Below are 24455 nucleotides of genomic sequence, written 5' to 3' on the forward strand. Positions count from 1 at the left end.
GGCCTTGGCGCAAGGGCAGGATGCGGATCGAAGGGAGGATGCGAGGCGTCGTGGCAGCCCGTAGGGGAATCGAACCCCTCTTTCCAGGTTGAAAACCTGGCGTCCTAACCGATAGACGAACGGGCCACGCTGACGACGGAACCGGTTTCCCAAAGGGACCTTGATCCGTACACCGATGGCAGCCCGTAGGGGAATCGAACCCCTCTTTCCAGGTTGAAAACCTGGCGTCCTAACCGATAGACGAACGGGCCGCTCGTCGGTGAGGCGGTGTTTAGGCAAAGCGCTCCGGCCTCGCAAGGGGAAAATCGCCGATCCGTGAAATTGCCGTGGGGGCAAAAACCCGCCTGTAATCAGCCCGCCGGTGCGGCGTCGTCGAGCCTGAGCTGAACCGAACGGCGGCCCTTCCAGATGTTGAGATCGAGCTTGCCCGCCAGGTGGAACCGCGCGCCGCCATGACGCGCCAGCGCCGAGCCCATCGGTCCGTCCATCGCGCCGAAGGCGATGCCGTCGATCCGGGCACCGAAGCCGTCACCGAAAGAAATCTTGAGATGGCCCTGACCCACCTCGCGCACATCGTGCAGCATCACGTCCGGAAAGGCGAAGCGCGGTGCCGGCGCGGCGGCGCCGAAAGGGCCCGCCGTCTCGATCCGCTCGATCAGATCGACCGTCGCCGCCCCCGGCATCAACACCGAATCGAGCCGCAGGTCGCGCGGTCCGCCCGCCCCGGCGCCCTGCTTTTCGAGAAGCTCCGAGAGCCGGGTCATCGCGGCTTCGATCTTGCCTTCCTCAACGGTGAGACCCGCCGCCATCTTGTGGCCGCCGCCGCGCAGCAAGAGCCCTTCGGCGGCGACCCGGTGGATCGCCGCGCCCAGATCGATGCCGGGCACCGAGCGGGCCGAGCCCTTGCCGATGCCGTCCTCGACGCCGATCACCACGGCGGGGCGGTTGGTGGCCTCCTTCATGCGGGCCGCCGCGATGCCGACGACGCCGGGGTGCCAGCCCGCGCCCGCGGCCCAAGCGAGCGGGCCCTCGGTACCGCGCGCCTCGGCCTGCTCCATGGCAGCATCGCGCACCCGCGCCTCGATCTCGCGGCGCTCGCGGTTGAGATGGTCGAGCTTTTCGGCGAGCGCCGCGGCCTCGTGTGGATCATCGGTCGCCAGAAGCCGCGCCCCGAGGTCGGATTTGCCGATGCGTCCGCCCGCGTTGACGCGCGGTCCCAAGAGGTAGCCCAGATGATAGGCGGTCGGCGGCACGTCGAGGCCCGCCACATCGGCCAACGCCACGACGCCCGCGCGCTGGCGCTTGGCCATGACCTGAAGCCCGGTGCGCACCAGCGCCCGGTTGACGCCGATGAGCGGAGCCACGTCGGCCACGGTAGCCAGCGCCACGAGATCGAGCATCGACATCAGGTCGGGCCCGCGCTTGCCCGCCTCGCGCAGCCGCCGGTTCATCTCCACCAGCAGCAGGAACACCACCGCGGCGGCGCACAGATGCGCCAGATCGCCGCTTTCGTCCTGCCGGTTGGGGTTCACCACGGCCACGGCATTCGGCAACGTCTCGCCGCCCAGATGGTGGTCGAGCACGACGACATCCGCGCCCTTGGCGGCAGCGATCGGCTCGTGGCTGAGGGTGCCGCAGTCGACGCAGAGGATCAGGTCGTGATCGCGGGCGAGCCGTTCCATCGCGGGGGTGTTGGGGCCGTAGCCCTCCTCGATCCGGTCGGGGATATAGAGCGTCGCGCGCAGCCCCATCTGCCGCAGCCAGACCAGCAGCAGCGCGGCAGAGGAGCCGCCATCCACGTCGTAATCGGCGAAGATCGCGATGCGCTCGCGCCGCTCCACCGCCCGCATCACCCGCTCGGCCGCGACCTCCATGTCGCGCAGGCTCAGCGGATCGGGCAGCAGGTCGCGCAATGTGGGGGCAAGAAAGCTCGCCATCTCCCCGGCGGCGACGCCGCGCCCCACGAGGGCATGGCACAGCGGCAGCGGCAGATCGCAGCCCTGGGCCATGGCTTGGGCGAGGCGGTCGGCCTCTGCGGCGGGACCCACCCAGCGGCGGCCGGTGAGCGAGGTCGAGACATTGAGAAAATCGGGCATGGGCAGGGTGTCGCGCGAAACCGGCTCTCAAGGCAAGCCCGGACGCGACGCCGCCTTGGTGATCCGCGGTCACGCGCGCGCGAGGCCCGGGCGACGTTGCTCTTGCAATACTCCGAAGGGGCAGGGGAGCGCGCTCCCCTGCCTCGGGCCAGGTTCAGCGTCCCGGCTGGCTGCGCTCGATCGGGTTGCGGTAGCTCATGCGGCGCATCGAGCCGGTCTTGGAGCGCATCAGCACCGTCTCGGCGGTCAGGTAACCGCCGTCGCGGCGGATGCCCGGCACGAGGTTGCCGTCGGTGACGCCGGTGGCGGCAAAGATCACGTCGCCGGTGACAAGCTCGTCACGCGCATAGATCCGGTCGAGATCCTCGATTCCGGCTTTGCGAGCGCGGCCCACCTCGTCATCGTTGCGAAACAGCAGCCGGCCAAAGATCTGCCCGCCCATGCATTTGAGCGCCGCCGCCGCGAGCACGCCCTCGGGCGCACCGCCGGAGCCCATGTACATGTCGATGCCGGTCTTGGACGGCTCGGCGCAGTGCATGACGCCCGCGACGTCGCCATCGGTGATAAGCCGGATCGCCGCGCCGGTGGCGCGCAACTCGGCGATCATCTCCTCGTGGCGCGGCCGCTCGAGCACGCAGACGGTGATGTCACCCGCGCTCGTACCCTTGGCCTTTGCCAGCGCCGCGACCCGCTCGGAGGGGGTCATGTCGAGCGTCACCACGCCCGGCGCGAAGCCCGGCCCGATGGCAAGCTTGTCCATGTAGACGTCGGGCGCGTGCAGCATAGAGCCGCGCGGCCCCATCGCGATCACGGTGAGCGCATTGGGCATGTCCTTTGCGGTCAGCGTCGTGCCCTCGAGCGGGTCGAGGGCGATGTCCACGGCGGGGCCTTCGCCGGTTCCGACCTCCTCGCCGATATAGAGCATCGGCGCCTCGTCACGCTCGCCCTCCCCGATCACCACGGTGCCCGCGATGTCGAGCATGTTGAGCTGGGTGCGCATGGCGTTGACGGCGGCCTGATCGGCGGCCTTCTCGTCGCCGCGCCCGATCAGCGGCGCGCAGGCGATGGCCGCGGCCTCCGACACCCGGGCGAGGCCGAGCGACAGCATGCGATCATGAAATTCGGGGGCTTGGGGCATCGGGGGTGTCCTCGGGTCATCGTGAAGCGTTGCCTCGACCTAACCGGGCCACCATCGCGCTGACAAGCGCGCGCGCCGATGTTTGCGCAAACGGTGCGCAGAGGGATGGCGCGCCTCCGGCCATTGCCTCGGAAAGCCACGAGATCGGATGGGGCAGGCGCCCCTGCCGTCAGACCTGCTCTATGCGGATCGCCACCGGGTCGCCCTGCACCACGCCGGTGACCTCGAAGCCCGACAGCGCCTCTTCGAGCGCCGAGCGCGTGGTCTTGTGGGTCACGATCAGCACCGGAGCCGAGACATCCTCGTGGTCGTATTGGCGCATCCGGTCGATCGAGATGCCGGCCTCGCCCAGCACCTTGGCCACCTTGGCGAGCGCGCCGGGTTTGTCGAGCAGGCGCATGCGCAGGTAGTAGGGCGCGGGCACGGCGGCCTGCGCCGCGCGGGCGGCGCGCAGGCCGGTGGCGGGCTGGCCGAACACCGGCAGCCGAAGCCCACGGGCGAGGTCCATGACATCGCCCATCACCGCGCTCGCGGTCGGGCCCGCGCCTGCGCCGGGGCCGCGCAGCACCACCTGGCCGATCGCGTCGCCTTCGAGCACCACCATGTTGGTGCCACCCTCAAGCTGGCCCAACGGCGAGGAGGCGGGCACGAGGCAGGGCGACATGCGCTGCTCCAGCCCGCGACCGGTCATCTGCGCCACGCCCAAAAGCTTGATGCGGAAGCCCATGTCGGCGGCGTGAGTGATGTCCTCGATGGTGATCGCGCCGATGCCTTCGAGTTCGACGCCCGAAAAATCGACGCGCGTGCCGAAGGCGATCGCGGCCAGCAGCGCCAGCTTGTGACCAGCATCGATGCCGCCCACATCGAGCTGCGGATCAGCTTCGAGATAGCCCAGATCGGCGGCCTCCTGAAACACCGCGTCATAGGGCAGGCCGGCGCTCTGCATCCGGGTCAGGATGTAATTGCAGGTGCCGTTCATCACGCCCATCACGCGGGTCATCTCGTTGCCCGCCAGCGATTCGGTAAGCGCCTTGATCACCGGGATGCCGCCCGCGACCGCGGCCTCGAAACGGATTACCCGGCCCTGCGCCTCGGCCCGTTCGGCCAGCGCCTGACCGTGATGGGCGAGCAGCGCCTTGTTGGCGGTGACCACGTCCTTGCCGTGATCGAGCGCGATCTCGACGACCGACTTGGCGATGCCGTCATGACCGCCCATCAACTCCAGCACCACGTCGACATCGTCGCGCGCGGCGAGCGTGGCCGCGTCGTCCTCCCAAGCATAGGCCGAAAGATCGACGCCCCGGTCGCGGGTCCGGTCTCGCGCCGAGACGGCGGTGATCTCCACCGCGCGGCCGGCGCGGGCGGCGAGCAGTTCGGGGTGCTCCTGCACGATGCGCACGACCCCTGCGCCGACGGTTCCGAGACCGGCGATTCCGAGGCGAAGGGGAGAGGTCATGGGAAGGCTCCGGTCTGTCTTGCGTGCGAATTGATGCGCGCGACTGTTAGCCCGTGAAGGGCCTCACTGCAACGCGGCAGGCAGGGTCACGCCCGCATCCATCCGTGCGCGCGTGTCCTGCGCGATCACCGCGCCCTCGCGCAGCGCCTCGGCCCGGGCCGAAAGCGCGGCCAGCCGGGCGGCGGCATCGGGCGTCCGGGCCGTCGCCGTCGGGACGGGACGCTCGGAAAGCGTGGCCGCGCGCGCCTCGAGCGCAGCCCCCGCTTCGGGCGAGACCCGGCTTTGCAGCGTGGCCGCGTCGGCGCGGGCCAGAAGCGGCGCCAGCGGGATGAGGCGGGGCGGCGGCGCATTGCGCTCGGCCTCGGGGACACGGGCGTCGATTTCGGGAAATTGCGTGCATCCCGCCATGAGCAGGGCGAGGGCGACGGATGGCAGTAAGCGGGGCATCTGGGGTCCGGGTCTGGGTGGCGCAGTCTAGTCCGCGCCGGGGGAGGGGAACAAGCGCACCTCACCCTGCCCGTTTCGAAAGGGTCGTCCGAGGCATGACAGGGGGGGGTGACGGGGAAACGGGGCCGGGCTATGCCCGCGGAAAGACAGCGGAGACGGGGCGGATGGAGATCGAATTGCAGGCGGCACCTGCGCGCCGGGCGATGGCGGTGGGGGTGCTCTATGGCTTTGGCGGCGTGGCGCTCTATTCGGCACTGTCCGACACGCCCGGCCTTGCCTGGTCGGCGGCGCTGCTGACGCTGGGGCTGTGCGGCATGGCGGCGGGAGAGACCCTGCGCCGCGCCACCCGGCACGCGCTGCGGCTCGACGAGACCGGTCTTGTCGACAGCACGGGCGTCGTGCTCGCGCGGTGGGAGGACATCATCGGCGTCGAGCGTGGCAGTTTCTCGCTCAAGCCCTCGAATGGCTTCACGCTGCGGCTGGCGCGCGCCGGGGCGCGGGCCTGGAAACCGGGCATGTGGTGGCGGTTCGGCCACCGGCTCGGCGTGGGCGGTGTCACCTCCGCGGCGGCGGCCAAGGCGATGGCCGAGGCGATCGAGATGCGCCTTGGCGACCGCGCCGCGCCGATCCCCTAGCAGAGCGCGTCGAGCGGCAATCCGGCGAGGCTGTCGTTGAAGCACAGCTGCCCGGCAAAGCGCGGCCGGGTCACGGCCACCTCCTCGAAGGTGAAGGGGTCGAGGCCCACGTCGAACAGCGGCGTGTAGTCGATCCAGCTCTCGACCATCGTGGCGACCTCGCCATCCGGCATCACCGGCAGCTGGTCGCGCATCTGCTCGAGCTTGAAATCATCGAGCACCGCGAGATCGATGCCGGACAGGTCGCCGCCCACGGGAAGCGACCAACGCACGGTGTAGCTGTCGCGCGCGGCGTCATAGCTGAACACGCTGACCCGAAGCCGGGTCGGGCGGCCGTCGACGAGGAGATCCTGCAGCGCCTTGAAGCTGGTGAGATAGACCGGGGTGACATAACCCGTCTCGCGGGAGAGCGCGTCGCCGATCATGTAGGCCGCGCGTTCGTTGACCGCCTTGGTGCGGTAGGCGTCGAAGAACACCCATGACCCGGCAAAGCACCACAGCAGCAGCGGCAGCATGATTACGAGCTCGACGATCATCGCCCCGTCCTCGCGGCGGCGCAGCCGGGCCATCAGGTTGCGAAGCGCGCTCATGGTTCGATCACGAAAGCCGAGGCCGACACCAGCGCATAGGTGCCGCCCGCCTGATCCGACAGCTGCGCGCCAAAGCCGCTGGTGGGAAAATACGGATCAAAGAGCGAGCAGGCGCGCAGCAGCATCAGCTCGTTCTGGACCCCGGCGGTGAAACGGCGCAGCGGCACCGACGCGTCGGCCCGATCGACGCAATCGGCCGTGCCGGGCGGCGCGATCCAGGCGCGCGGGTCGAGCGGTATCATCTCGAGGCGCAGGTTGTTCAGGCAATCGGGCAGAATCAGCGCGTGGTCGCAAATCGACGCGCCCACGGTCTCATGCGTCACCGGCACGATCGCCCCGAGCCGAATGTCGCGCACCGTCAGGTCGAGGCCCCGGTCGAGCATCACCTGCCGCATCGTCACCATGCCCAGTTCGAAGCTGCTGGTGATCATCATCAGCAGCACCGGCACGATCATCACGAACTCGATCCCGACCGATCCGTCGCGGGTACGGATCAGGCGGGACAGGGCATGCAGAACACGTGTCATTGGACCAACCTCAGCGCCTTGATCTGGCTCGCGATGGAGGTGAAGGCGGAGCTGATCTGCAGCCCCTCGACCCGGTAGAAATGCGAGGGCGACGAGGCGCAGTCGGCCATGGCCGTCACCGCGCCGGGCTCATCCGCTTCGAAGCCGATGGTGAAGATCACCACCCCCTGCGCGCGGGCGGCGGCGCAGATCCGGCTCAGCCTCGCGTTCTTTTCGGCGGCGTCCGAATGCTCGACGATGGAGGTCCACTTGGTCCATTCCGCCTGCCTCTCGGCCGAGTTCGAATACTGCTGGACACGCAAGTGGTAGGCGTGTTCGCGGATGCTCATCCGGTCGAACAGCTCGGACCATCGAAGCCGCGTGCCGCCGCTGGGCAGCGCGCTCGCAAAGCTTTGGTTCTTGGCGCGGAAATACCGGGAATTGCTGACCTTCACGACATATTCGTCGGTGCCGTAGAGCCAGACATCCGAAAGATCGTTCCTGCTGTAGGGCGATTTGAGCCGGAAATCATAGGTGTTGGCGCCATCGGTCATCACCACCAGCACCTTCATGGCCTCGGTGCCTAGGAAACCGCGTGGCCAGCTTGCCAATGTCGGCGAGACCTTTCCGCGCGAGATCATCGACGTCAGAGCGCCGCGCGCCACCGGGTCGAGCAGCGCCAGACCCCAATTCACCCCCATCTCGATCGAGGTCCAGCCATCGGCGGTCAGCCCGGTGATGCGGGTCTTGAGGGTCTGGCGGGCATTCGACCAAGGCAGCACCTCGAAGCCGCTACCGGTGCGGCAGTTCAGGGTGGTCGCACTCATGCTGCCATAGGGGGTGTACGACGAGGTCGAGGCTTGGGGGCTATAGCCGGACATATCGAAATGCCCCGCCTGCACCATCGCCACAGGCGAGGGCCAGGTCGTGTCATAGGCGGTGGGCGGCAGGTCGACGCAGTAGCTGTAGCCATGCGTGATCGCCACATTGGCCGCCGAAGCGAGATCGGCGCCGATATTGACCTGCGTGGAATAGGGGACTAGCGAGATCGCGAGATTTTCGGTGGCGATGCTGTCGAACATCGTGTCGATGAATTCATGCCCCGCGGTCTTGAGGCGGGGCAGGCGGTTGTTGGAGTTCATCGAGCCGGAGACGTCCAGCACAAGGCTGATCTCCACATCCGATGCCGATTCCGTGGCGGAGCCGACGGCAGGGGCATTGAAGCTGTCGATGCCGATGATCCGCAGGAAGGTGGTCGAGACGGGCAGGGCGGCGCTGGCGCGCACGGTGCGGGAGTTCAGGCCCTGCACCACCTGCACGTTCGGCAGGTCCGCCGAAAAGCCCGCCTTGACGAAATAGTCGCGCACCACGGCCTCGGGGTCGCGGGTCTGTTGCAGGTCCGCGGCGGCGAGCACGGCGCGGTCGAGGGTGGATTGCAGCTCCGTCCGCGCCGTTTCGGTGCGCATCGTGTCGACCCCGAGCCCGCCCAAAGCCATCATGATCACGAAGACGAAGAGCGAGAAGATGATGATCGAGCCGTTTTCGTCGCGCCGGAAGGCGCGCAGAACATGCACTCGCCGGAAGGCCCGCAGAGCATGCACTTGCCGGAAGGCCCGCAGAGCATGCACTTGCCGGAAGGCGCGCGGGACCTGAACTTGCCAAAAGGCGCGCAGGCCGGTCCTACGCTGGCTATCTCGACTGAAAGGACGGAGCGGGGTCATGGCGGGGTTTCCTGAAATTCAGACACAGGCAACCATGACACGATGACCAAACTTGGACCGGATTCGGACCCATTGCGCCTTCCGTCGCGCCATCGGTCGACACGGAGGTCGATTCTCGCGCGCAAGGGCCTAGGATCGGTCAGGGACCGCCGGTCCGACACCGGCAGCACAGGGAGAAGACCCGAGATGACCGAGCACCAGCCTGAGATGGCAGAACCCGGATTCCGCGACTCCGTCGACATGATGTTCAACCGCGCCGTGGCGCTGATGGACCTGTCGCCGGGGCTCGAGGAGAAGATCCGCGTCTGCAACGCCACCTATACCGTGCGCTTCGGCGTGCGGCTGCGCGGCCAGATCCACACCTTCACCGGCTACCGCTCGGTGCATTCCGAGCACATGGAGCCGGTCAAGGGCGGTATCCGCTACGCATCGTCGGTGCATCAGGAAGAGGTCGAGGCGCTGGCGGCGCTGATGACCTATAAATGTGCTCTGGTGGAAGTGCCCTATGGCGGCTCCAAGGGCGGCCTCAGGATCGATCCGCGCGACTGGGACGAGCACGAGCTCGAACAGATCACCCGGCGATTCGCCTATGAGCTGGCCAAGCGCGACCTGATCAGCCCGAGCCAGAACGTGCCCGCGCCCGACATGGGCACCGGTGAGCGCGAGATGGCCTGGATCGCCGACCAATACGCGCGGATGAACACCACCGACATCAACTCGCGCGCCTGCGTCACCGGCAAGCCTCTCAACGCGGGCGGCATTCATGGCCGGGTCGAGGCGACGGGGCGCGGCGTGCAATACGCGCTGCGCGAGTTCTTCCGCCATCCCGAGGACGTGGCCAAGGCCAACCTGTCGGGCACGCTCGCCGGCAAGCGGGTCATCGTGCAGGGTCTCGGCAATGTGGGCTACCACGCCGCCAAGTTCCTTTCGGAGGAGGACGGGGCCAGGATCACCGCGATCATCGAGCGCGACGGCGCGATCGCCGACGAGGACGGCCTCGACGTGGAGGCGGTGCACCAGTGGATCGGCAAGCATGGCGGCGTCGCGGGCTTCGCGGGGGCCACGCATCACGAGGACGGGGCGCGGCTTTTGGAGGCGGAGTGCGACATCCTCATCCCCGCCGCTTTGGAAAGCACGATCAACCTCGGCAACGCCGACCGGATTCAGGCGCCCTTGATCATCGAGGCCGCGAACGGGCCGATCACGGCGGGCGCCGACGACATCCTGCGCGGCAAGGGCACCGTCATCATCCCCGACATGTATGCCAATGCGGGCGGCGTGACCGTGTCCTATTTCGAATGGGTCAAGAACCTCAGCCATATCCGCTTTGGCCGGATGGAGCGGCGCGCCGACGAGGCCCGCGCGCAGGCGATCGTCGACGAGCTGGAGCGCCTGTCGGACGATGAGGGGCTGGGCTGGAACCTGTCGAAGGACTTCAAGGCGCGCTATCTCAAGGGCGACGACGAGCTGGAGCTGGTCCGCTCGGGGCTCGATGACACGATGCGTACCGCCTACCAGTCGATGCGCGAGATCTGGCATTCGCGCGACGACGTGCCCGACCTGCGCACCGCGGCCTATCTCGTGGCGATCGGCCGGGTGGCGATGAGCTACCGCTCCAAGGGCCTCTGACGCCCGATAGGTTCCCCCTCGTCAACGAAAAAAGGCCGCAATCCGCCCCTAGTCTGAAGGAGACGTGAAGGCCGAAAGACGGGGAACATGGACCGAGCAAGGAAAAAGGACCGGCGCGGGACCACATCGTGCCGGTCGCATCGCAAGAGCTTCGCGAAGGACGCGCGCGGCTCCATGTCGATCAAAGCCGTGATGTGGATCCCGCTGTTCACCTTTTTCATCCTGCTGGTTGCGGATGTGTCCAACGTCTATCTCAAGCAGAGTGAGGCGATGCGGATCATTCAGGACGGCAATCGCGCGCTGTCGATCAATCGCCTCACCTCGCCCTTGGCGGCGCAAACCGCCATCGCGCAGAAGCTGGCGCTCGCTGTTCCCGGAGCGACGGTCACCACCGGGATCACCGGAAATACCATCATCACCACCGCGAGCCTGCCCCTCAGATCGATGACAATGAGCAGCAGCCTGCCGTTTCTGGGCGGCGCGGTGATGACGGTGAACGCGCGGCACATGGTGGAATACTGATCATGTGGTCGCCCCGCCGTCTTCACGACCTCTGCTTCCGGCTCGCGAAGGATGCCACCGGGGCGATGACGCTGTTCGGTCTTTTCGTGTTTTTGACGATGGCCGTGATCGGCGGTCTCGCCATCGACGTGAGCCACGTCCATGCCGAGAGGGTGCGCCTGCAGGTGATGGCCGATGCGGCGGCCCATGCCGCGCTGGTCAGCCGTCGCAAGATGTCGGCCTCGGCAGCCAAGGCGGAGGCGGTGGCGATGGTGCGCGCCTCGGACCCCGCGGCCGAGCGCGGCGACCAGTTGCTGGCCTCCGACATCTCCTTCGGGGTCTTCGACTATGCCACGGGCGGATTCGTCGCCGACCCCTCCAAAGGCATGGCGGTGCGGGTGTCGACCGCCCGTCTCGCCGCGCGCGACAACGCGGTGATCAGCTTTCTGACGCAACTTATCGGGTTCGACAGCTGGGATATTTCGCGCGAAGCGGTCTTCGTGGCCTATAATCCGGGCTGCTCCGAGGAGGGGTTCCTGTCTGAGGGGCTGATCGACGTGCAGTCGAACAATGCCTATCTCAACGGCTTTTGCATGCATTCGAACACTTCCGTGTCGATCAACAACAACAACACCTTCGCCCCCGGCACCGTCCTGTCGATGCCGGACCTGTCACAGTTCTCGATGCCGTCCTCGGGCTTCAAGCAGAATGACGGGCTGCAGGCGGCGCTGCGGACCGCCACGGTCGAGATCCGCGAGCTTCGCGACCTGTCGGACATCATTTCGCAGATCCAGACCATCGGGGCCTGGCACACACCGGATTACGTCACCTCGGGCAGCGTGATCCAACTCTCAGGGGCAAAGTTCGACCCGTCCGATTTCCAGCGCGGCCGAATCCATCGGATCTCCTGCAATGGCGGCAAGGTCCAGCTCAGGACACGCGGCCTCTACACGACGATCCGCGAGGCCGTCATCGTCACCGATTGCGAGGTCAGCCTCGGCTCGGGTCTCGCCTTTGAGGACGCGGTGCTGGCTACCACCAGCACCAGCGATAAATCGATCTCCGGCAGCTCCGGCGTGCGGCTTGGACGTGTGGATGCCTGCCTGCCGGGCGGCAGCGCGCAACTGCTGACCATGGGCGGGACGAGCCTGCCCTCCAACATGCATCTGCATGGCAGTCAGATCATCGCGAAGAAAGACATCACCTTCAGCGCGGGAGCGATGGGGGTCGGACTGTCGCTGATCGCTGGCGGCAAGATCGACGGTACCTCCAACATGCTGATGTATCGCTGCTCGGGCGGCATGAACGACAACTTCCGGGTGGATCACTACCGCCTCGCGCTCTAGCCTGCGGGCATGGACTGGACCGCCGCCATCGACGGCTATTGCGAACGGCTGACGCCCGGCCTGTGGGCCGAGCCGCTGAACCTTGTCTCCAACGCCGCATTCCTGATCGCCGCGACCTGGTGCTGGCGCCGCGCGGACGGGTTGGTACTGCCGCGAGCTCTGGCGGCGCTGCTTTTCGTCATCGGCATCGGCAGCGCGCTGTTCCATTCCTTCGCCACGATCTGGGCCTCTGCGGCCGACGTCATCCCGATCGCGGTCTTCATCCTCGCCTATGTTTATGCCGCGAACCGCGCCTATCTGGGCTGGCCGGTCTGGGCCTCGGCGCTGGGGGCGGCGGGCTTCGTGCCTTGGGCGCTGTTGCTGACGCCGGTCTTCACGGCGCTGCCCTTCCTCTCCGTCTCTGCCTTCTACTGGCCGGTGCCGCTGCTGATCGCGGTCTATGCCGCGTGGCTCTGGCGGCGCTGGCCGATGGTGGGGCGGGGGATGGCCCTGGGCGCGGCGCTGTTATGCCTGTCGCTGGTCTTCCGCTCGCTCGACGAAATGCTCTGCGCGGGCTGGCCCATCGGCACGCATTTCGCATGGCACACGCTCAACGGGGTGCTGCTGGGCTGGATGATCGAGCTGATCCGCCGGGCGCTGCTTGCGGGACCGCCCCGCGCCCGCTAAAGCCGGGATCGACCAGACAGGAGAGCCCCATGTCGATCGACACCGACACCGCCCGGCGGGTGGCCAAGCTGGCCCGCATCCGGGTCGAGGAGGAGGCGCTGCCCGCGCTCGCTTCCGAGTTCAACACCATCCTCGGCTTCATCGAACAGCTGCAGGAGGTCGATGTGACGGGCGTCGAGCCGATGACCGGCGTCACGCCGATGCATCTCAAGCGCCGCGACGACGTGGTCACCGACGGCAGCCAGCAAGATAAGGTCCTCGCCAACGCGCCCGACGCGCGCGAAGGCTTCTTCGCGGTGCCGAAGGTCGTGGAATAGGAGGCGGATTGATGACCGAACTGACCAAGCTCACCATCGCCTCGGCGCGTGACGCGCTCCGCAAGGGCGAGATTTCCTCAGTCGAACTGACCGGCGCGTTCAACGCCGCCGTCGACGGCGGAGACAAGCTCAACGCCTATGCCCACAAGACGCCCGAGCTCGCGGGCGCGCAGGCCGAGGCCGCCGATGCGCGGCTGAAATCCGGAGACGCACCCGACCTGTGCGGCATCCCGCTCGGGATCAAGGATCTGTTCTGCACCGAAGGCGTGGCAAGCCAGGCCGCGAGCCGCATCCTCGAAGGCTTTCGCCCGCAATACGAATCGACCGTCACCGGTCAGCTGTTCCGCGACGGCGCGGTGATGCTGGGCAAGCTCAACATGGATGAGTTCGCCATGGGCTCGTCGAACGAGACCTCGGCCTATGGCGCCGCCGTGAACCCGTGGAAGGCCGATGATGGCGTCGATCTGACGCCTGGCGGCTCCTCGGGCGGCTCAGCCGCCGCCGTGGCCGCCGATCTCTGCCTCGGGGCCACCGGCACCGACACCGGCGGTTCGATCCGGCAACCGGCGGCCTTCACCGGCATCACCGGCATCAAGCCGACCTATGGGCGCTGCTCGCGCTTCGGCATCATCGCCTTCGCCTCATCGCTCGATCAGGCCGGGCCGATGACCCGCGACGTGCGTGATGCGGCGATCATGCTGCGCGCCATGTCGGGTCACGACCCCCGCGATTCGACCTCCGCCGATCTGCCTGTGCCCGATTTCGAGGCGATGCTGACCAGCGACATCCGCGGCAAGGTGATCGGCATCCCGCGCGAATATCATGTCGACGGAATGCCGGGCGAGATCGAGACGCTCTGGACCCGCGGCACCGAGATGCTGCGAGATGCCGGTGCCCTGATCCGTGACATCTCGCTGCCGCACACGAAATACGCGCTGCCAGCCTATTACGTGATCGCCCCCGCTGAGGCATCCTCGAACCTCGCGCGCTATGACGGCGTGCGCTTTGGCCACCGCGCCAAGCTCGCGCAGGGCGACGGCATCACCGAAATGTACGAGAAAACCCGGGCCGAGGGCTTTGGCCCGGAGGTGCAGCGCCGCATCATGGTCGGCACCTACGTGCTGTCTGCAGGCTTCTACGACGCCTACTACAACCAGGCCCGCAAGGTGCGCGCGCTGATCAAGCGCGACTTCGATCAGGTTTTCGCCGAAGGGGTCGACGCGATCCTGACGCCCGCGACGCCGTCTTCGGCCTTCGGAATCGGCGCGATGAAGGACGCCGACCCGGTGCAGATGTATCTCAACGACGTGTTCACCGTGACGGTGAACCTCGCCGGTCTGCCGGGGATCTCGGTGCCCGCAGGTCTCGATCACAAGGGCCTGCCGCTAGGCCTGCAGCTGATCGGGCGGCCGTGGGAGGAGGGCGATCTCCTGAACACCGCCTATGCGCTCGAGCAGGCCGCAGGTTTCGTTTCCAAGCCCGCGAAATGGTGGTAACGGCGCAGTTGATCAGATCAGGGCCCGGAGTGTCGCCGTGAAACCGCTTGCCTCTCGAACGAAAATCCTGGCTCTGGCCTGCGCCGGGCTGACCTTGGCGGCCTGCGCGCCGCGCGTGCCCGACAGCGGCGCCGCGATGCGCGAGGCGCAGCTGACCGGCACCTTCGGCGATCAGCCCGCCAGCTTCGGCGCGCCGGCGGGTGGTGCCATCGCCAGCACCGAGCTGTCGGCGGCGGGCATCGGCGCGGCTTCGGGGCAGGACCTCGAGCGGCGCGGCGGCGTGCAGGCCAGCCCGACCAACGCGATGCCGACCGCCAACGGCGCCGCGATCTCCGACGAGCAGAGCTTCGACGCCGTGGCGGGCCGCGAGACGATCCAATCCGATGCCGAGCGCCGCGCCCAGCAGGCTGCCGCCTATCAGGTGATCCAGCCCACCGCGCTGCCGCAGCGTGCGGGCGACACCGGGCCGAACATCGTCGAATACGCGCTGAACGCCCCCAACAAGCGCGGGCAGGAGTGGTATTCGCGCTTCGTGCTCGGGACCATGGGCAACCGGTTCGAGCGCAACTGCGCCGCCTACCGCTCACCCGACGAGGCGCAGCGCGACTTCCTGGCGCGTGGCGGCCCCGAGCGCGATCCCAAGGGCATCGACCCCGATGGCGACGGCTTTGCCTGTGGCTGGGACCCGGCGCCGTTCCTCGCGGCGGTCGGCCGCTAGGGCACAGATGCCGCTGTCGCCGAATCACGGGCCGCGACGCCTTGGCGCGCGGCCCGATCTCGTGGTGATCCACTATACTGCCATGACCAGCCATGACGAGGCGCTGGCGCGGCTGTGCGATCCCGAGGCCGAGGTTTCGGCGCATTGGCTGATCTCCGGCAGCGGCGCGGTCACTGGGCTGGTGCCCGAAGATCTGCGCGCCTGGCATGCCGGGGAGGGGCGCTGGGGCGGCGTGAGCGACGTGAACTCCCGCTCCATCGGCATCGAGCTCTACAACCGGGGCGACCATCCCTTCGCCGGACCGCAGATGGCGGCGCTCGAGGAGTTGCTCGGAGAGATCATGGCGCGCTGGTCGATCCGTCCCGAACGGGTGATCGGCCATTCCGACATGGCGCCGGGCCGCAAGGACGATCCCGGACCGCGCTTCGACTGGCGCCGCCTCGCGCAGCACGGGCTGTCGGTCTGGCCCGAGAGGGGGCAGGCGCCGCCCGTCTCGTCCTCCGGCTTCGACGATCTGGCGCGGCGGTTCGGCTATACCGCCGAGGCGTCTCACGAGCTGCGGCTCAGGGCCTTTCGCCTGCGGTTTCGCCCACGTGCCCACGGGCCGGTCGAGGCCGCCGACATGGCGCTGATCGCCGATCTCGCCGCGCGCTTTCCCGTTGACCGGGACGCGCCCGCGGCATAGGCCACGAGGGCGCGGATGGCTGGATGGCCGCGGGCCTTCACAGGTTCGAGGAAAGTCCGGACTCCACAAGGCACGGTGCCGGGTAACGCCCGGCCGGGGCAACCCGAGGGAAAGCGCCACAGAGAACAGACCGCCCCGGTCAATGCGTCGAAGGTTCGCCTTCGTCGGAACCGGGGTAAGGGTGAAACGGTGGGGTAAGAGCCCACCGCGGGACGGGCAACCGGACCGGCACGGCAAGCCCCACCGGGAGCAATGCCAAATAGGGACCTCGCGCGGGTGCTGATCCGGGTATGCCGGATATCGCCGCAGGGACGCCTGACCCCGAGAGGTCCGGGTTGGCAGCTTCAGGCGCTCTGGTAACAGGGTGTCGAGATGAATGGTCATCGCCGGGGGCGACCCCGGGACAGAATCCGGCTTACAGGCCATCCGCGCAAATCGACCATGGGTCATCCCGGCCCGTTTCCCGGTTGACAGCGCCTCGCGCGCGGTTAAAAGCCGGGTCTCAGACGTATTCACGCGGGCGCCGTCAACGCGCACGCCCCGCGAGCAGGAGAGACGACCATGGCGAAGCCGACGACGATCAAGATCCGCCTGAACTCGACCGCGGGGACCGGCCACTTCTACGTGACCAAGAAGAACGCCCGCACCATGACCGAGAAGATGGTCGTGCGGAAGTACGACCCCGTCAAGCGCGAGCATGTCGAATACAAGGAAGGCAAGATCAAATGATCTGAGCCGTTCCGACGGAATTCAGGGCCGCGTTCCGCAAGGAGCGCGGCCTTTTCGTTATGGATCGGCCTGTACCAACAGCCAGTCGCGCGCCGCCGCCGTGGCAGGCAACATACGGCTTCGCGAGGCCAGCAGGTAGAAATCGCGCCGCCCCCGGAGCACATGACCCATCGCCTGTACCAGCCGACCGGCAGTGAGGTCGCGGTCCACGAGGAACCGGCTCGCCAGCGCCACGCCCTGTCCCGCCAGCGCCGCGTCGAGCCCGAGCGTGGTCTGGCTGAAGCGGATGCCGCGGGGGTGGGCAGCGCGCATGCCGGGAAAAGCCTCGCGCAGGTAGCGCGGCCAAAGGTCGTGCGTATCATGCAGGAGCGTAAGGGCGGACAGGGTCTCGGGACCGAAGGGCGGGGCGATGCCGGGGGTCATGTCGGGCGCGCAGACTGCAAGGATCTCCTGGCGGAACAGCGGGTCGGCGCGGATGCTGGCGCCGAAGGGCGGCTCGCCCTGCCGAACGGCAAGGTCGATCCCGTCGGAATGAAAGCTGGTCACCCGCTCGGTCGCCATGACCCTGAGATCGATCTCGGGATGGGCGGTACCGAAACCGGGCAGGCGAGGGATGAGCCATTTGGAAGCGAAAGTCGGCGTCACCGAGATGGTGACATGCCCCGGTGCGGGCCTGAGCCGCGCCGTCGCCTCCGACAGTTGTGCAAAGGCCTGCGAAACGGCGGCATGGTAGGCGCGGCCCTCTTCGGTCAGCGACAGCCCGCGCGCCTCGCGCAGGAACATCCGCAGTCCCATCTGCGCCTCGAGCCCGCGCACATGCTGCGCCACCGCCCCTTGGGTGACGCCCAGTTCATCGGCAGCGGCGCGGAAGGTCAAGTGCCGGCCCGCCGCCTCGAAGGCGCGCAGGGCATTGAGCGGGGGCAGGGCGGTGCGGCGCGACATGATAGGTTTTCTACTGACAGGCTGTAGTGCTTCTGAATCGTCACGACAGCCTAACGCGATTACCTGATATGACAACGGGCCGCTCGGGGCGGCCTCGACACGCCACTCGGGAGAGCTTCGTGACGGTAGAAAATATCGAATGCACCATGCCCGACAGGCCTTCGCGGCGTGCCTTCTGGCGCGATCCCCGGGTCGCCTTCATGGTGAAATGGATCGCCAGCGTGATCCAGATCGCGGGTTATGCCGCGACCGCCTTCGACGTCACACCGCTTAATCTCTACCTGTTTCTTGGCGGTGTGGTGGGCTGGCTCGCCATGGGGTTCATCTGGAACGACCGGGCGATCATGCTGATCCACTTCGTAGCACTCGGCGCGATGCTGGCCGGGATGGCGAGCGGCTAGACCCCGAGCCTGTCACGCAGCGAAAACCATGTCATCGCCAGCGTCAGCAGCGGCGCGCGCCAGTCTGCGCCGCCCGGAAACTCGGGCACCGGCAGGCGCGAAAAGGTGTCGAACTGCCCGGCTTGCCCCGCGACCGCCTCGGCCATGACGCGGCCCGCCATGCCCGACAGCGCCACGCCGTGCCCCGAAAACCCCGCGCCCGAAAGGATGTTGGGACTGATGCGTTGCAACGAGGGCAGGCGCGACATGGTGATGCCCAGCGTGCCGCCCCAGACATTGTCGATGCGCATGTCCGAGAGTTGCGGGAACAGGCTCTGCATCCGCGCGCGCAGCTTGGTGGTGATGTCGGTCGGAAAGCCGATAGAATAGCTTTCGCGTCCGCCAAAGAGAAAACGGCGATCCTCGGTCATGCGGTAGTAGTTCACCACGAAACGCGAATCGGCCACCGCGATGTCGCGCGACAGCACCTCGCGCCAGCGATCCCCGAGCGGTTCGGTCGCGGCGATGAAGCTGTTGATCGGCATCACTTTCGCCGCGACCTCGGGCATGATGCCGGGGAGGTAGCCGTTGCCGGCAAGGATCACGTGGTCTGCCGTCACGCGGCCATGGGGCGTGTGCAGCACTGCCGGTTCGCCGCGCTCGACGCGGGTGACCTCGGTCAGCTCGTGGATCGTGGCCCCGGCGGCCTCGGCCTCGCGCGCCAGCGCGCGGGCATAGCGCAGCGGGTGCAGATGCCCCGCGCCCTCGTCTATGAGGCCGCCGTGATAGGCCTCGGTCTTCACGATCCCGCGGATCTTGTCTCGGCCCAATGGTTGGATCGCGTCATAGCCATAGGCGTGCGAGAGGTGCTCGGCCTCGGCTCGGTCGGCCTCGGCCTCCTTCGTGGAATAGGCCCCATGCACCACGCCGGGCAGGTAGCGAGCCTCGGGCGCGTGGGTCTCGCAGAACTCGCGCAGCTGGCGTTTGGCCTCCTCGGCGAGGTCCCAAAGCTGCCGGGCGGGGCTTTCGCCCAATCGTTGCTCCAGCCAGAGCTGCCCCTTGTTGAAGCCCGACCCGACCTGACCGCCATTGCGCCCCGAGGCGCCGAAGCCCGCGCGATGCGCGTCGAGCACGACGACATCGAGCCCGGCGCGCGCCGCCGTCAGCGCGGCCCAGAGACCGGTGAAGCCCGCGCCGACAATGGCCACGTCGCAGCGGCGGTCGTGGTTGAGTGGCGCGCGGTCGGCCACCGGCTCGGCCGTGGCGGCATACCAGCTGCGCGGCATCTGGCCGGGGCGGTCGTTGCGATAAAGCGGGTTCATACGTTGAGCAGCAGGTGCTGGCGCTCCCACGGGCTGATCACCTGCAGGAACTCGTTGTATTCGGCGCGCTTGACGATCGAGTAGACGCGCACGAACTCGGGCCCCAGCACGTCGTGCAGTTCCTTGGCGCTGTCGAAGAGGTCGAGTGCGGCATAGAGCCCCTGCGGGATCTCGTCGGCGGCCTCGTAGGCGTCGCCTCGGAACCGCTTGTCCGGCCAGATCTCGTTTTTCATGCCCAGATATCCGCAGGCCAGGGAGGCGGCGATGCAGAGATACGGGTTGCAGTCCATCCCGGCGAGCCGGTTTTCCACGCGGCGCGCTTGCGGCGGCGAGATCGGCACGCGGATGCCGGTGGTGCGGTTGTCGCGGCCCCATTCGAGATTGATCGGGGCGGCGTGGTCGCGCACGTAGCGGCGGAACGAGTTCACATAGGGCGCGATCATCGCGATCACGCTCGGCATATGCTCCTGCAGGCCACCGATGAAGTTGAAGAAGGCGTCGGTCTCGCCACCCTGCGGCCCGGTGAACAGGTTGCGCCCCTTGGCGTCGATGATCGAGTGGTGGACATGCATCGCCGATCCGGGCTCGCCCTCGATCGGCTTGGCCATGAAGGTGGCGAAGCAGTCATGCTTGAGCGCCGCCTCGCGGATCAGCCGCTTGAAGAAGAACACCTCGTCGGCGAGCTTCACCGGATCGCCATGGCGCAGGTTGATCTCGAGCTGGCCCGCGCCGCCCTCCTGCGTGATACCGTCGATCTCGAAGCCCTGTATCTCGGCATATTCGTAGATGTCGTCGATCACGGGGCCGTATTCGTCCACGGCGGTCATCGAATAGGCCTGCCGCGCAGCGGCAGGGCGACCGGTGCGGCCCAGCATCGGCTCGATCGCCTTGGCCGGATCGACGTTGCGACCGACGAGATAGAACTCCATCTCCGGCGCGATCACCGGGGTCCAGCCCTCGGCCTTGTAGAGATCGACCACGCGCTTGAGCACGTTGCGCGGCGAACATCCGACGGGGCGGCCCTTCTGGTCATAGGCGTCGTGGATCACCTGCAGCGTGCCATCGGCGGCCCACGGCGCGGCGGTGGTTGTGGCGAGGTCGGGCCGCAGCACCATGTCGGGCTCGACAAAGCCCTCGGGGCCCGCCGCCTCGCCCCAGTCACCGGTGATCGTTTGAAAGAAGATCGAGTTGGGCAGGTGGAAGAACTGCTGGCGCTCCCACTTGGCCGCGGGGACCGCCTTGCCACGGGCAATGCCCGGCAGATCGGCGATCACGCATTCCACCTCGTCGAGGCGGTGCTGATCGAGATAGAGGCGGGCGGCTTCGGGGATCTCGTCGATCCAGCTCATGCGGCCCCCTTCAGCACGCGGGCCATGCGCTCGGCCAGAACATCGGCGTCCACCGGCTTGTCGAGGTTGGCGAGCGCGTGGTCGATGTGCTCTTGCGGCACGACGCCGATGGCGCGGGTCGTGGCGAGACCTTCGATGAAGCGCGCGCCGAACTCGGGGTGAGGCTGCACGGTGAAGACATGATCGCCCCAAGCCAGTGCGGCATGGGCGCAAAAGTCGTTGGCCGCACAGATCCGCGCCCCCTCGGGCAGCGTCACCACCTGGTCCTGATGCCAGGCGTTGAGCGCGATCTCGCGCCCCTCGAAATCATAGCTCTTGCGGCCCACCGACCAGCCGCCGACGAATTTCTCGACCCGGCCGCCAAGGGCTTGGGCGATGATCTGATGGCCGAAGCAGACGCCGACGAGCGGTGTCCCAGCGGCGTGGATCTTGCGGATCAGCGCCTCCAGGGGCGCGATGAAGGCGTGATCCTCATAGGCGCCATGCCGGGAGCCGGTGATGAGCCAGCCGTCGCACTCCCCAACGCTTCGGGGGAAATCCATCGCCTCCACGTCGTAGCGGCGGAAGACGAAGCCATGCCCATCGAGCAGCCGCTCGAACAGGTCCGAATAGTCGCCAAGCTCCGGCCGCAGCGCGTCTGGCGCGTGGCCGGTCTCAAGAATGCCGATCTGCATGAAGCACCGTGTCTAGGAATACCCGGAAGCTAGTCCGCGAGAGGGGCCGGGGCAAGCGGATCAGACCGTGTCGAGATAGAGCTCGAGTTGCTGGTCGGGGCTGAGCTCGGCCATGTAGTGCAGCTCCTGGCGCTTGGTCATCACCAGATTGTCGATCAGGAGCTGCGGAAAGATGCGCCGGACCATCTCCGAATTCTCGAAGGCGTCGATCGCGGCGCCCCAGGTCTGCGGGATCTGCGCCATTTCCTGCTCGTAGGCGTTGCCGACGATGGGCGGGGGCGGGGTCATCGCGTCCTCGATGCCGACCAGCGCCGAGCCGAGCACGGCGGCGAGGAATAAATAGGGGTTCACGTCGCCCCCCGCGACCCGGTGTTCGATCCGCCGCGCGGCGGGCGATCCGCCGGGCACGCGCACCGAAGCGGTGCGGTTGTCATAGGCCCAGCAGATGCCGGTGGGCGCATGGCTGTCGGGCACCAGCCGGTCATAGCTGTTGGCATGCGGCGCGAAGGCCAGAGCGCAGTCGGGGATGCCCTTGAGACAGCCCGCGATGGCATGGCGCAGCACCGGCGTGCCGTCATGGCTGCCATCGGCGAAGATGTTGTTTCCGGCCTCGTCGAGCACCGAGAAATGGGTGTGCAGCCCGTTTCCGGCAAACTCCTCATAGGGTTTCGCCATGAAGCTCGCGGCCATGCCGTGCTTGCGCGCCAGCCCGCGCACCAGCATCTTGAACAGCCATGCGTCGTCGGCGGCCTTGAGCGCGTCCGGGACGTGCATCAGGTTGACCTCGAACTGGCCCAGCCCCACCTCGGAGATCGCCGCCTCGGCGGGAATGTCCATCAGCTCGCAGGCGTCGTAGAGATCGTTGAAGAAGATGTCGAAGGCATCGAGTGCGCGCAGGCTCAGGATGTCGGCCCCGGCACGGCGCTTGCCCGAGCGCGGGCTCTTGGGCTGGCGGATCTCCTTGCCGCTGTCGTCGATGAGATAGAACTCCATCTCGGTCGCCACCACAGGGTTCAGCCCGCGCGCCTTGTAACGCTCGACGACGCGGCCCAGCGCGTGGCGCGGATCGCCGTCAAAGGGCTCGCCATCCTCGGTGTACATCCACAAGGGCAGAAGCGCCGAGGGGATCGACAGCCACGGCATCGGCACATAGCCGCGCTCGGTCGGGCGCAGCACGCCGTCGGGGTCGCCGATCTCGAACACCAGCGGGCTGTCCTCCACGTCCTCGCCCCAGATGTCGAGGTTCAGCACCGAAAGCGGAAATCGCGTGCCTTCCTCCTCGATCTTGCGCGCGAAGCGGACGGGCACGCGCTTGCCGCGGGCCTGACCGTTGAGGTCGGCGGCACCGACGCGGATGTTGCGGACATCGGGATGCTCGTCGAGCCAGCTCATCTGAATATCGTCCTGAAACCACCGCGTCGCCGGGCGCCGGCGGCATCGGGGAGATGTCGGTTGAGACGGCGCCCGATCAGCCCCATCACGCCGATCACCACCAAGGTCAGCAGGATGAAATATCCCGCTAGGATCGGATAGGGCACGAAGGGGTTGAAGGTCTTGTCCGCGAAATACGAGGCATAGTAAAGCGCGTCGCCTTGCTGCCGCGAGGCCGGAAAGCCGGAGAAGAACACCAGCGTCGTCGCATGGAACAGGAAGATCGCCTCGTTGGTATAGGCGGGCCATGCCAGCCTGAGCGTCGTGGGCCAGACCACGCGGCGGAACTTGGACCAGCCCGACAGCCCGTAGGCGTCGGCGGCCTCGACCTCGCCCTTCGGGACCGATTGCAGCGCGCCGTAGAAAATTTCGCCCGAATAGGCGGCGGTGTTGAAGAACAGCACCACGGCCGCGCCCAGCCATGCCGAGGTCAGCGCGTCGAAGGCCGGAACCTGCCCCTTGAGCGACAAGAACAGGAAATAGGCGAAGAAGAACTGAATGAAGAGCGGCGAGCCGCGAAACAGGAAGATCACCCATTGGGCGGGCTTGCGGAACCATGCCGAGCGCGACGCCTTGCCCACCGCGAGAGCGGTGGCCAGCGCAAAGCCCGACAAGAGCGCCACGACGCCGAAATAGACGTTCCAGATCATGCCCGAGCCGATCAGCACGACCTGCTGGCACAGCGTGAAGTCCGAGCGCGGCAGCAGCCGCTCCCCATAGCCCAGCGAGCGCAGCCCGTACTCCATGAGGGTGTCGTAGCAGCTCATGGCGGGCCCGCCTTGTTTATGCCGACGGGGCCGGTGCGCTTGTGGCTTCCAAGCGTCGCCTGCCCATGGGTAAGCCGCAGCATGATCCGGTCGAGCACGATCTCGGAGATCCGGGTGAAGGCGAGGTAGAACACCAGAAGGAACAGGAAGTACCACATCCGCCAGTCGCCATGCGGATAGGCAGTGAATTGCGGCGTCTTGGTCGAACCCAGTTCGCGCGCCCAGTAGACGATGTCCTCGACGCCCAGAAGGAACAGCAGCGGCGAGGCCTTGATCAGCACCATCCAGAGGTTCGACAGGCCGGGCAGGGCATAGACCCACATCTGCGGCACGGTGATGCGGCGAAACACCTGACGGCGGGTCATGCCGTAAGCCTCGGCGGTCTCGATCTGCGCCTGCGGCACGGCACGCATCGCACCGTAGAGTACGTTGGCGGCGAAAGCGCCGAAGACGAGGGCGAAGGTGAAGACGGCGAGCCAGAAGCCATAGACCTCGTGCACCCATTGGGCCGAGGTCGAGAGCGGCATCTTGGCCTCGGCGCAGACGACGAAGTCGCTGCCTTGCCGGATCGGCTGATCCCAGTCGGGGCACTTGGCCTTGTGGCGCAGCCATTCGATGCCCTGATCGAGCGCGATCACGAAGAACAGGAAGAAGGCGATGTCGGGCACGCCGCGCACCACGGCGATATAAGCGCGGCCCAGCCAGTACAGCGGCGCGATACGCGACCGCGCCGCCACCGCGCCGCCAAAGCCGAAGGCCAGCGCCACGGGGGCTGTCACCGCAAGCAGCAGCAGCACGGTGCCGAAGGCCCCGTAGAAGGCGAGATGCTTGCCCGTGGTCAGGTAGCACCAGAGCCAGCTCAGGCCGGAGAGGGTTTCGGGATCGGCGCAGGATGCGAACATGGGAGCTTTCGA

At 67.4% G+C, this 24455-nt stretch carries 25 protein-coding genes, 2 tRNA genes and 1 other RNA gene; 12 read left to right on the forward strand and 16 right to left on the reverse strand.

Going from position 1 to position 24455, the window contains the following annotated elements:
* Positions 1-51: 51 nt before the first annotated feature.
* From ACJASC_RS03980 to ACJASC_RS04005, 6 genes are all read right to left on the reverse strand, one after another.
* A tRNA-Glu gene (locus ACJASC_RS03980) sits at positions 52-126 on the reverse strand.
* A 50-nt stretch (positions 127-176) separates the two neighbouring features.
* Positions 177-251 (reverse strand) — tRNA-Glu (locus ACJASC_RS03985).
* Between the two features lie 99 nt (positions 252-350).
* Positions 351-2096 (reverse strand): single-stranded-DNA-specific exonuclease RecJ, encoded by a 1746-nt coding sequence (gene recJ / locus ACJASC_RS03990; protein WP_415143735.1) that lies wholly within the window; start codon positions 2094-2096, stop codon positions 351-353.
* Between the two features lie 154 nt (positions 2097-2250).
* Entirely contained in the window at positions 2251-3234 is a 984-nt protein-coding gene (glpX, locus tag ACJASC_RS03995) for a class II fructose-bisphosphatase (RefSeq protein ID WP_415143737.1), read from the reverse strand.
* Between the two features lie 169 nt (positions 3235-3403).
* A complete protein-coding gene (locus tag ACJASC_RS04000) occupies positions 3404-4690 on the reverse strand; it encodes a homoserine dehydrogenase (RefSeq protein WP_415143739.1) in 1287 nt (428 codons plus the stop codon).
* A gap of 63 nt (positions 4691-4753) precedes the next feature.
* Complete coding sequence (locus ACJASC_RS04005; RefSeq protein ID WP_415143741.1) at positions 4754-5137, reverse strand: hypothetical protein; 384 nt, start codon at positions 5135-5137, stop codon at positions 4754-4756.
* A 164-nt stretch (positions 5138-5301) separates the two neighbouring features.
* Between ACJASC_RS04005 and ACJASC_RS04010 the strand changes: the two genes are divergently transcribed.
* Entirely contained in the window at positions 5302-5772 is a 471-nt protein-coding gene (locus ACJASC_RS04010; protein WP_415143743.1) for a hypothetical protein, read from the forward strand.
* Here ACJASC_RS04010 and ACJASC_RS04015 read toward each other — a convergent pair.
* Genes ACJASC_RS04015 through ACJASC_RS04025 form a run of 3 tightly spaced genes read right to left on the reverse strand, consistent with a single transcriptional unit; the run spans position 5769 to position 8442 of the window.
* Entirely contained in the window at positions 5769-6362 is a 594-nt protein-coding gene (locus ACJASC_RS04015) for a TadE/TadG family type IV pilus assembly protein (RefSeq protein ID WP_415143745.1), read from the reverse strand. The genes ACJASC_RS04010 and ACJASC_RS04015 overlap by 4 nt on opposite strands.
* Positions 6359-6889, reverse strand: a complete 531-nt coding sequence (locus tag ACJASC_RS04020; RefSeq protein ID WP_415143747.1) for a TadE/TadG family type IV pilus assembly protein — start codon at positions 6887-6889, stop codon at positions 6359-6361. The genes ACJASC_RS04015 and ACJASC_RS04020 overlap by 4 nt, the downstream gene beginning before the upstream one ends.
* Positions 6886-8442 (reverse strand): pilus assembly protein TadG-related protein, encoded by a 1557-nt coding sequence (locus tag ACJASC_RS04025; RefSeq protein WP_415143749.1) that lies wholly within the window; start codon positions 8440-8442, stop codon positions 6886-6888. Before ACJASC_RS04025 ends, ACJASC_RS04020 begins: the two co-directional genes overlap by 4 nt.
* Before the next feature lie 333 nt (positions 8443-8775).
* Between ACJASC_RS04025 and ACJASC_RS04030 the strand changes: the two genes are divergently transcribed.
* The 10 genes from ACJASC_RS04030 to rpmG all read left to right on the forward strand — a co-directional run bounded on the left by ACJASC_RS04030 (position 8776) and on the right by rpmG (position 16676).
* Positions 8776-10218 carry a Glu/Leu/Phe/Val family dehydrogenase gene (locus ACJASC_RS04030; protein ID WP_415143751.1) on the forward strand — a complete coding sequence of 481 codons (1443 nt, stop codon included), beginning with the start codon at positions 8776-8778 and terminating at the stop codon, positions 10216-10218.
* A 174-nt stretch (positions 10219-10392) separates the two neighbouring features.
* Positions 10393-10740, forward strand: a complete 348-nt coding sequence (locus ACJASC_RS04035; RefSeq protein WP_415143753.1) for a hypothetical protein — start codon at positions 10393-10395, stop codon at positions 10738-10740.
* A gap of 2 nt (positions 10741-10742) precedes the next feature.
* Entirely contained in the window at positions 10743-12065 is a 1323-nt protein-coding gene (locus tag ACJASC_RS04040; protein WP_415143755.1) for a pilus assembly protein TadG-related protein, read from the forward strand.
* 9 nt (positions 12066-12074) lie between these two features.
* Positions 12075-12731 carry a hypothetical protein gene (locus ACJASC_RS04045; protein ID WP_415143757.1) on the forward strand — a complete coding sequence of 219 codons (657 nt, stop codon included), beginning with the start codon at positions 12075-12077 and terminating at the stop codon, positions 12729-12731.
* Between the two features lie 29 nt (positions 12732-12760).
* A complete protein-coding gene (gene gatC, locus ACJASC_RS04050; RefSeq protein WP_021693879.1) occupies positions 12761-13048 on the forward strand; it encodes an Asp-tRNA(Asn)/Glu-tRNA(Gln) amidotransferase subunit GatC in 288 nt (95 codons plus the stop codon).
* A gap of 11 nt (positions 13049-13059) precedes the next feature.
* The gene (gene gatA, locus ACJASC_RS04055; protein ID WP_415143759.1) at positions 13060-14544 is read left to right on the forward strand and encodes an Asp-tRNA(Asn)/Glu-tRNA(Gln) amidotransferase subunit GatA; all 1485 of its coding nucleotides are present in this window, start codon (positions 13060-13062) and stop codon (positions 14542-14544) included.
* A gap of 37 nt (positions 14545-14581) precedes the next feature.
* Complete coding sequence (locus ACJASC_RS04060; protein WP_021693877.1) at positions 14582-15262, forward strand: hypothetical protein; 681 nt, start codon at positions 14582-14584, stop codon at positions 15260-15262.
* Between the two features lie 7 nt (positions 15263-15269).
* Positions 15270-15947, forward strand: coding sequence for an N-acetylmuramoyl-L-alanine amidase (locus ACJASC_RS04065; protein ID WP_415143761.1), 678 nt, complete (start codon positions 15270-15272; stop codon positions 15945-15947).
* A gap of 11 nt (positions 15948-15958) precedes the next feature.
* An RNA gene (gene rnpB, locus ACJASC_RS04070) (RNase P RNA component class A) lies at positions 15959-16381 on the forward strand.
* A 127-nt stretch (positions 16382-16508) separates the two neighbouring features.
* Positions 16509-16676 (forward strand): 50S ribosomal protein L33, encoded by a 168-nt coding sequence (gene rpmG / locus ACJASC_RS04075; RefSeq protein ID WP_017928995.1) that lies wholly within the window; start codon positions 16509-16511, stop codon positions 16674-16676.
* Positions 16677-16733: 57 nt separating this feature from the next.
* Here rpmG and ACJASC_RS04080 read toward each other — a convergent pair whose 3' ends face one another.
* The gene (locus tag ACJASC_RS04080; protein WP_415143764.1) at positions 16734-17618 is read right to left on the reverse strand and encodes a LysR substrate-binding domain-containing protein; all 885 of its coding nucleotides are present in this window, start codon (positions 17616-17618) and stop codon (positions 16734-16736) included.
* A gap of 146 nt (positions 17619-17764) precedes the next feature.
* On the opposite strand from ACJASC_RS04080, the gene ACJASC_RS04085 reads away from it, so the two are divergent.
* The gene (locus ACJASC_RS04085) at positions 17765-18019 is read left to right on the forward strand and encodes a DUF6552 family protein (protein WP_415143766.1); all 255 of its coding nucleotides are present in this window, start codon (positions 17765-17767) and stop codon (positions 18017-18019) included.
* Here ACJASC_RS04085 and ACJASC_RS04090 read toward each other — a convergent pair.
* The 6 genes from ACJASC_RS04090 to ACJASC_RS04115 are packed head-to-tail and all read right to left on the reverse strand — an operon-like array spanning position 18016 to position 24443.
* A complete protein-coding gene (locus tag ACJASC_RS04090; protein WP_415143768.1) occupies positions 18016-19320 on the reverse strand; it encodes an NAD(P)/FAD-dependent oxidoreductase in 1305 nt (434 codons plus the stop codon). The genes ACJASC_RS04085 and ACJASC_RS04090 overlap by 4 nt on opposite strands.
* The gene (locus tag ACJASC_RS04095) at positions 19317-20669 is read right to left on the reverse strand and encodes a glutamine synthetase family protein (protein ID WP_415143770.1); all 1353 of its coding nucleotides are present in this window, start codon (positions 20667-20669) and stop codon (positions 19317-19319) included. Before ACJASC_RS04095 ends, ACJASC_RS04090 begins: the two co-directional genes overlap by 4 nt.
* A complete protein-coding gene (locus tag ACJASC_RS04100; protein WP_415143772.1) occupies positions 20666-21343 on the reverse strand; it encodes a type 1 glutamine amidotransferase in 678 nt (225 codons plus the stop codon). The genes ACJASC_RS04095 and ACJASC_RS04100 overlap by 4 nt, the downstream gene beginning before the upstream one ends.
* Before the next feature lie 60 nt (positions 21344-21403).
* The gene (locus ACJASC_RS04105; RefSeq protein ID WP_021693869.1) at positions 21404-22735 is read right to left on the reverse strand and encodes a glutamine synthetase family protein; all 1332 of its coding nucleotides are present in this window, start codon (positions 22733-22735) and stop codon (positions 21404-21406) included.
* Entirely contained in the window at positions 22732-23541 is an 810-nt protein-coding gene (locus ACJASC_RS04110; protein ID WP_021693868.1) for an ABC transporter permease, read from the reverse strand. The genes ACJASC_RS04105 and ACJASC_RS04110 overlap by 4 nt, the downstream gene beginning before the upstream one ends.
* On the reverse strand, positions 23538-24443 hold the full coding sequence (locus ACJASC_RS04115; RefSeq protein WP_415143774.1) for an ABC transporter permease: 906 nt from the start codon (positions 24441-24443) through the stop codon (positions 23538-23540). The genes ACJASC_RS04110 and ACJASC_RS04115 overlap by 4 nt, the downstream gene beginning before the upstream one ends.
* Positions 24444-24455: the final 12 nt, after the last annotated feature.

Source organism: Limimaricola cinnabarinus (assembly GCF_047631075.1).
Classification (GTDB): domain Bacteria; phylum Pseudomonadota; class Alphaproteobacteria; order Rhodobacterales; family Rhodobacteraceae; genus Limimaricola; species Limimaricola cinnabarinus.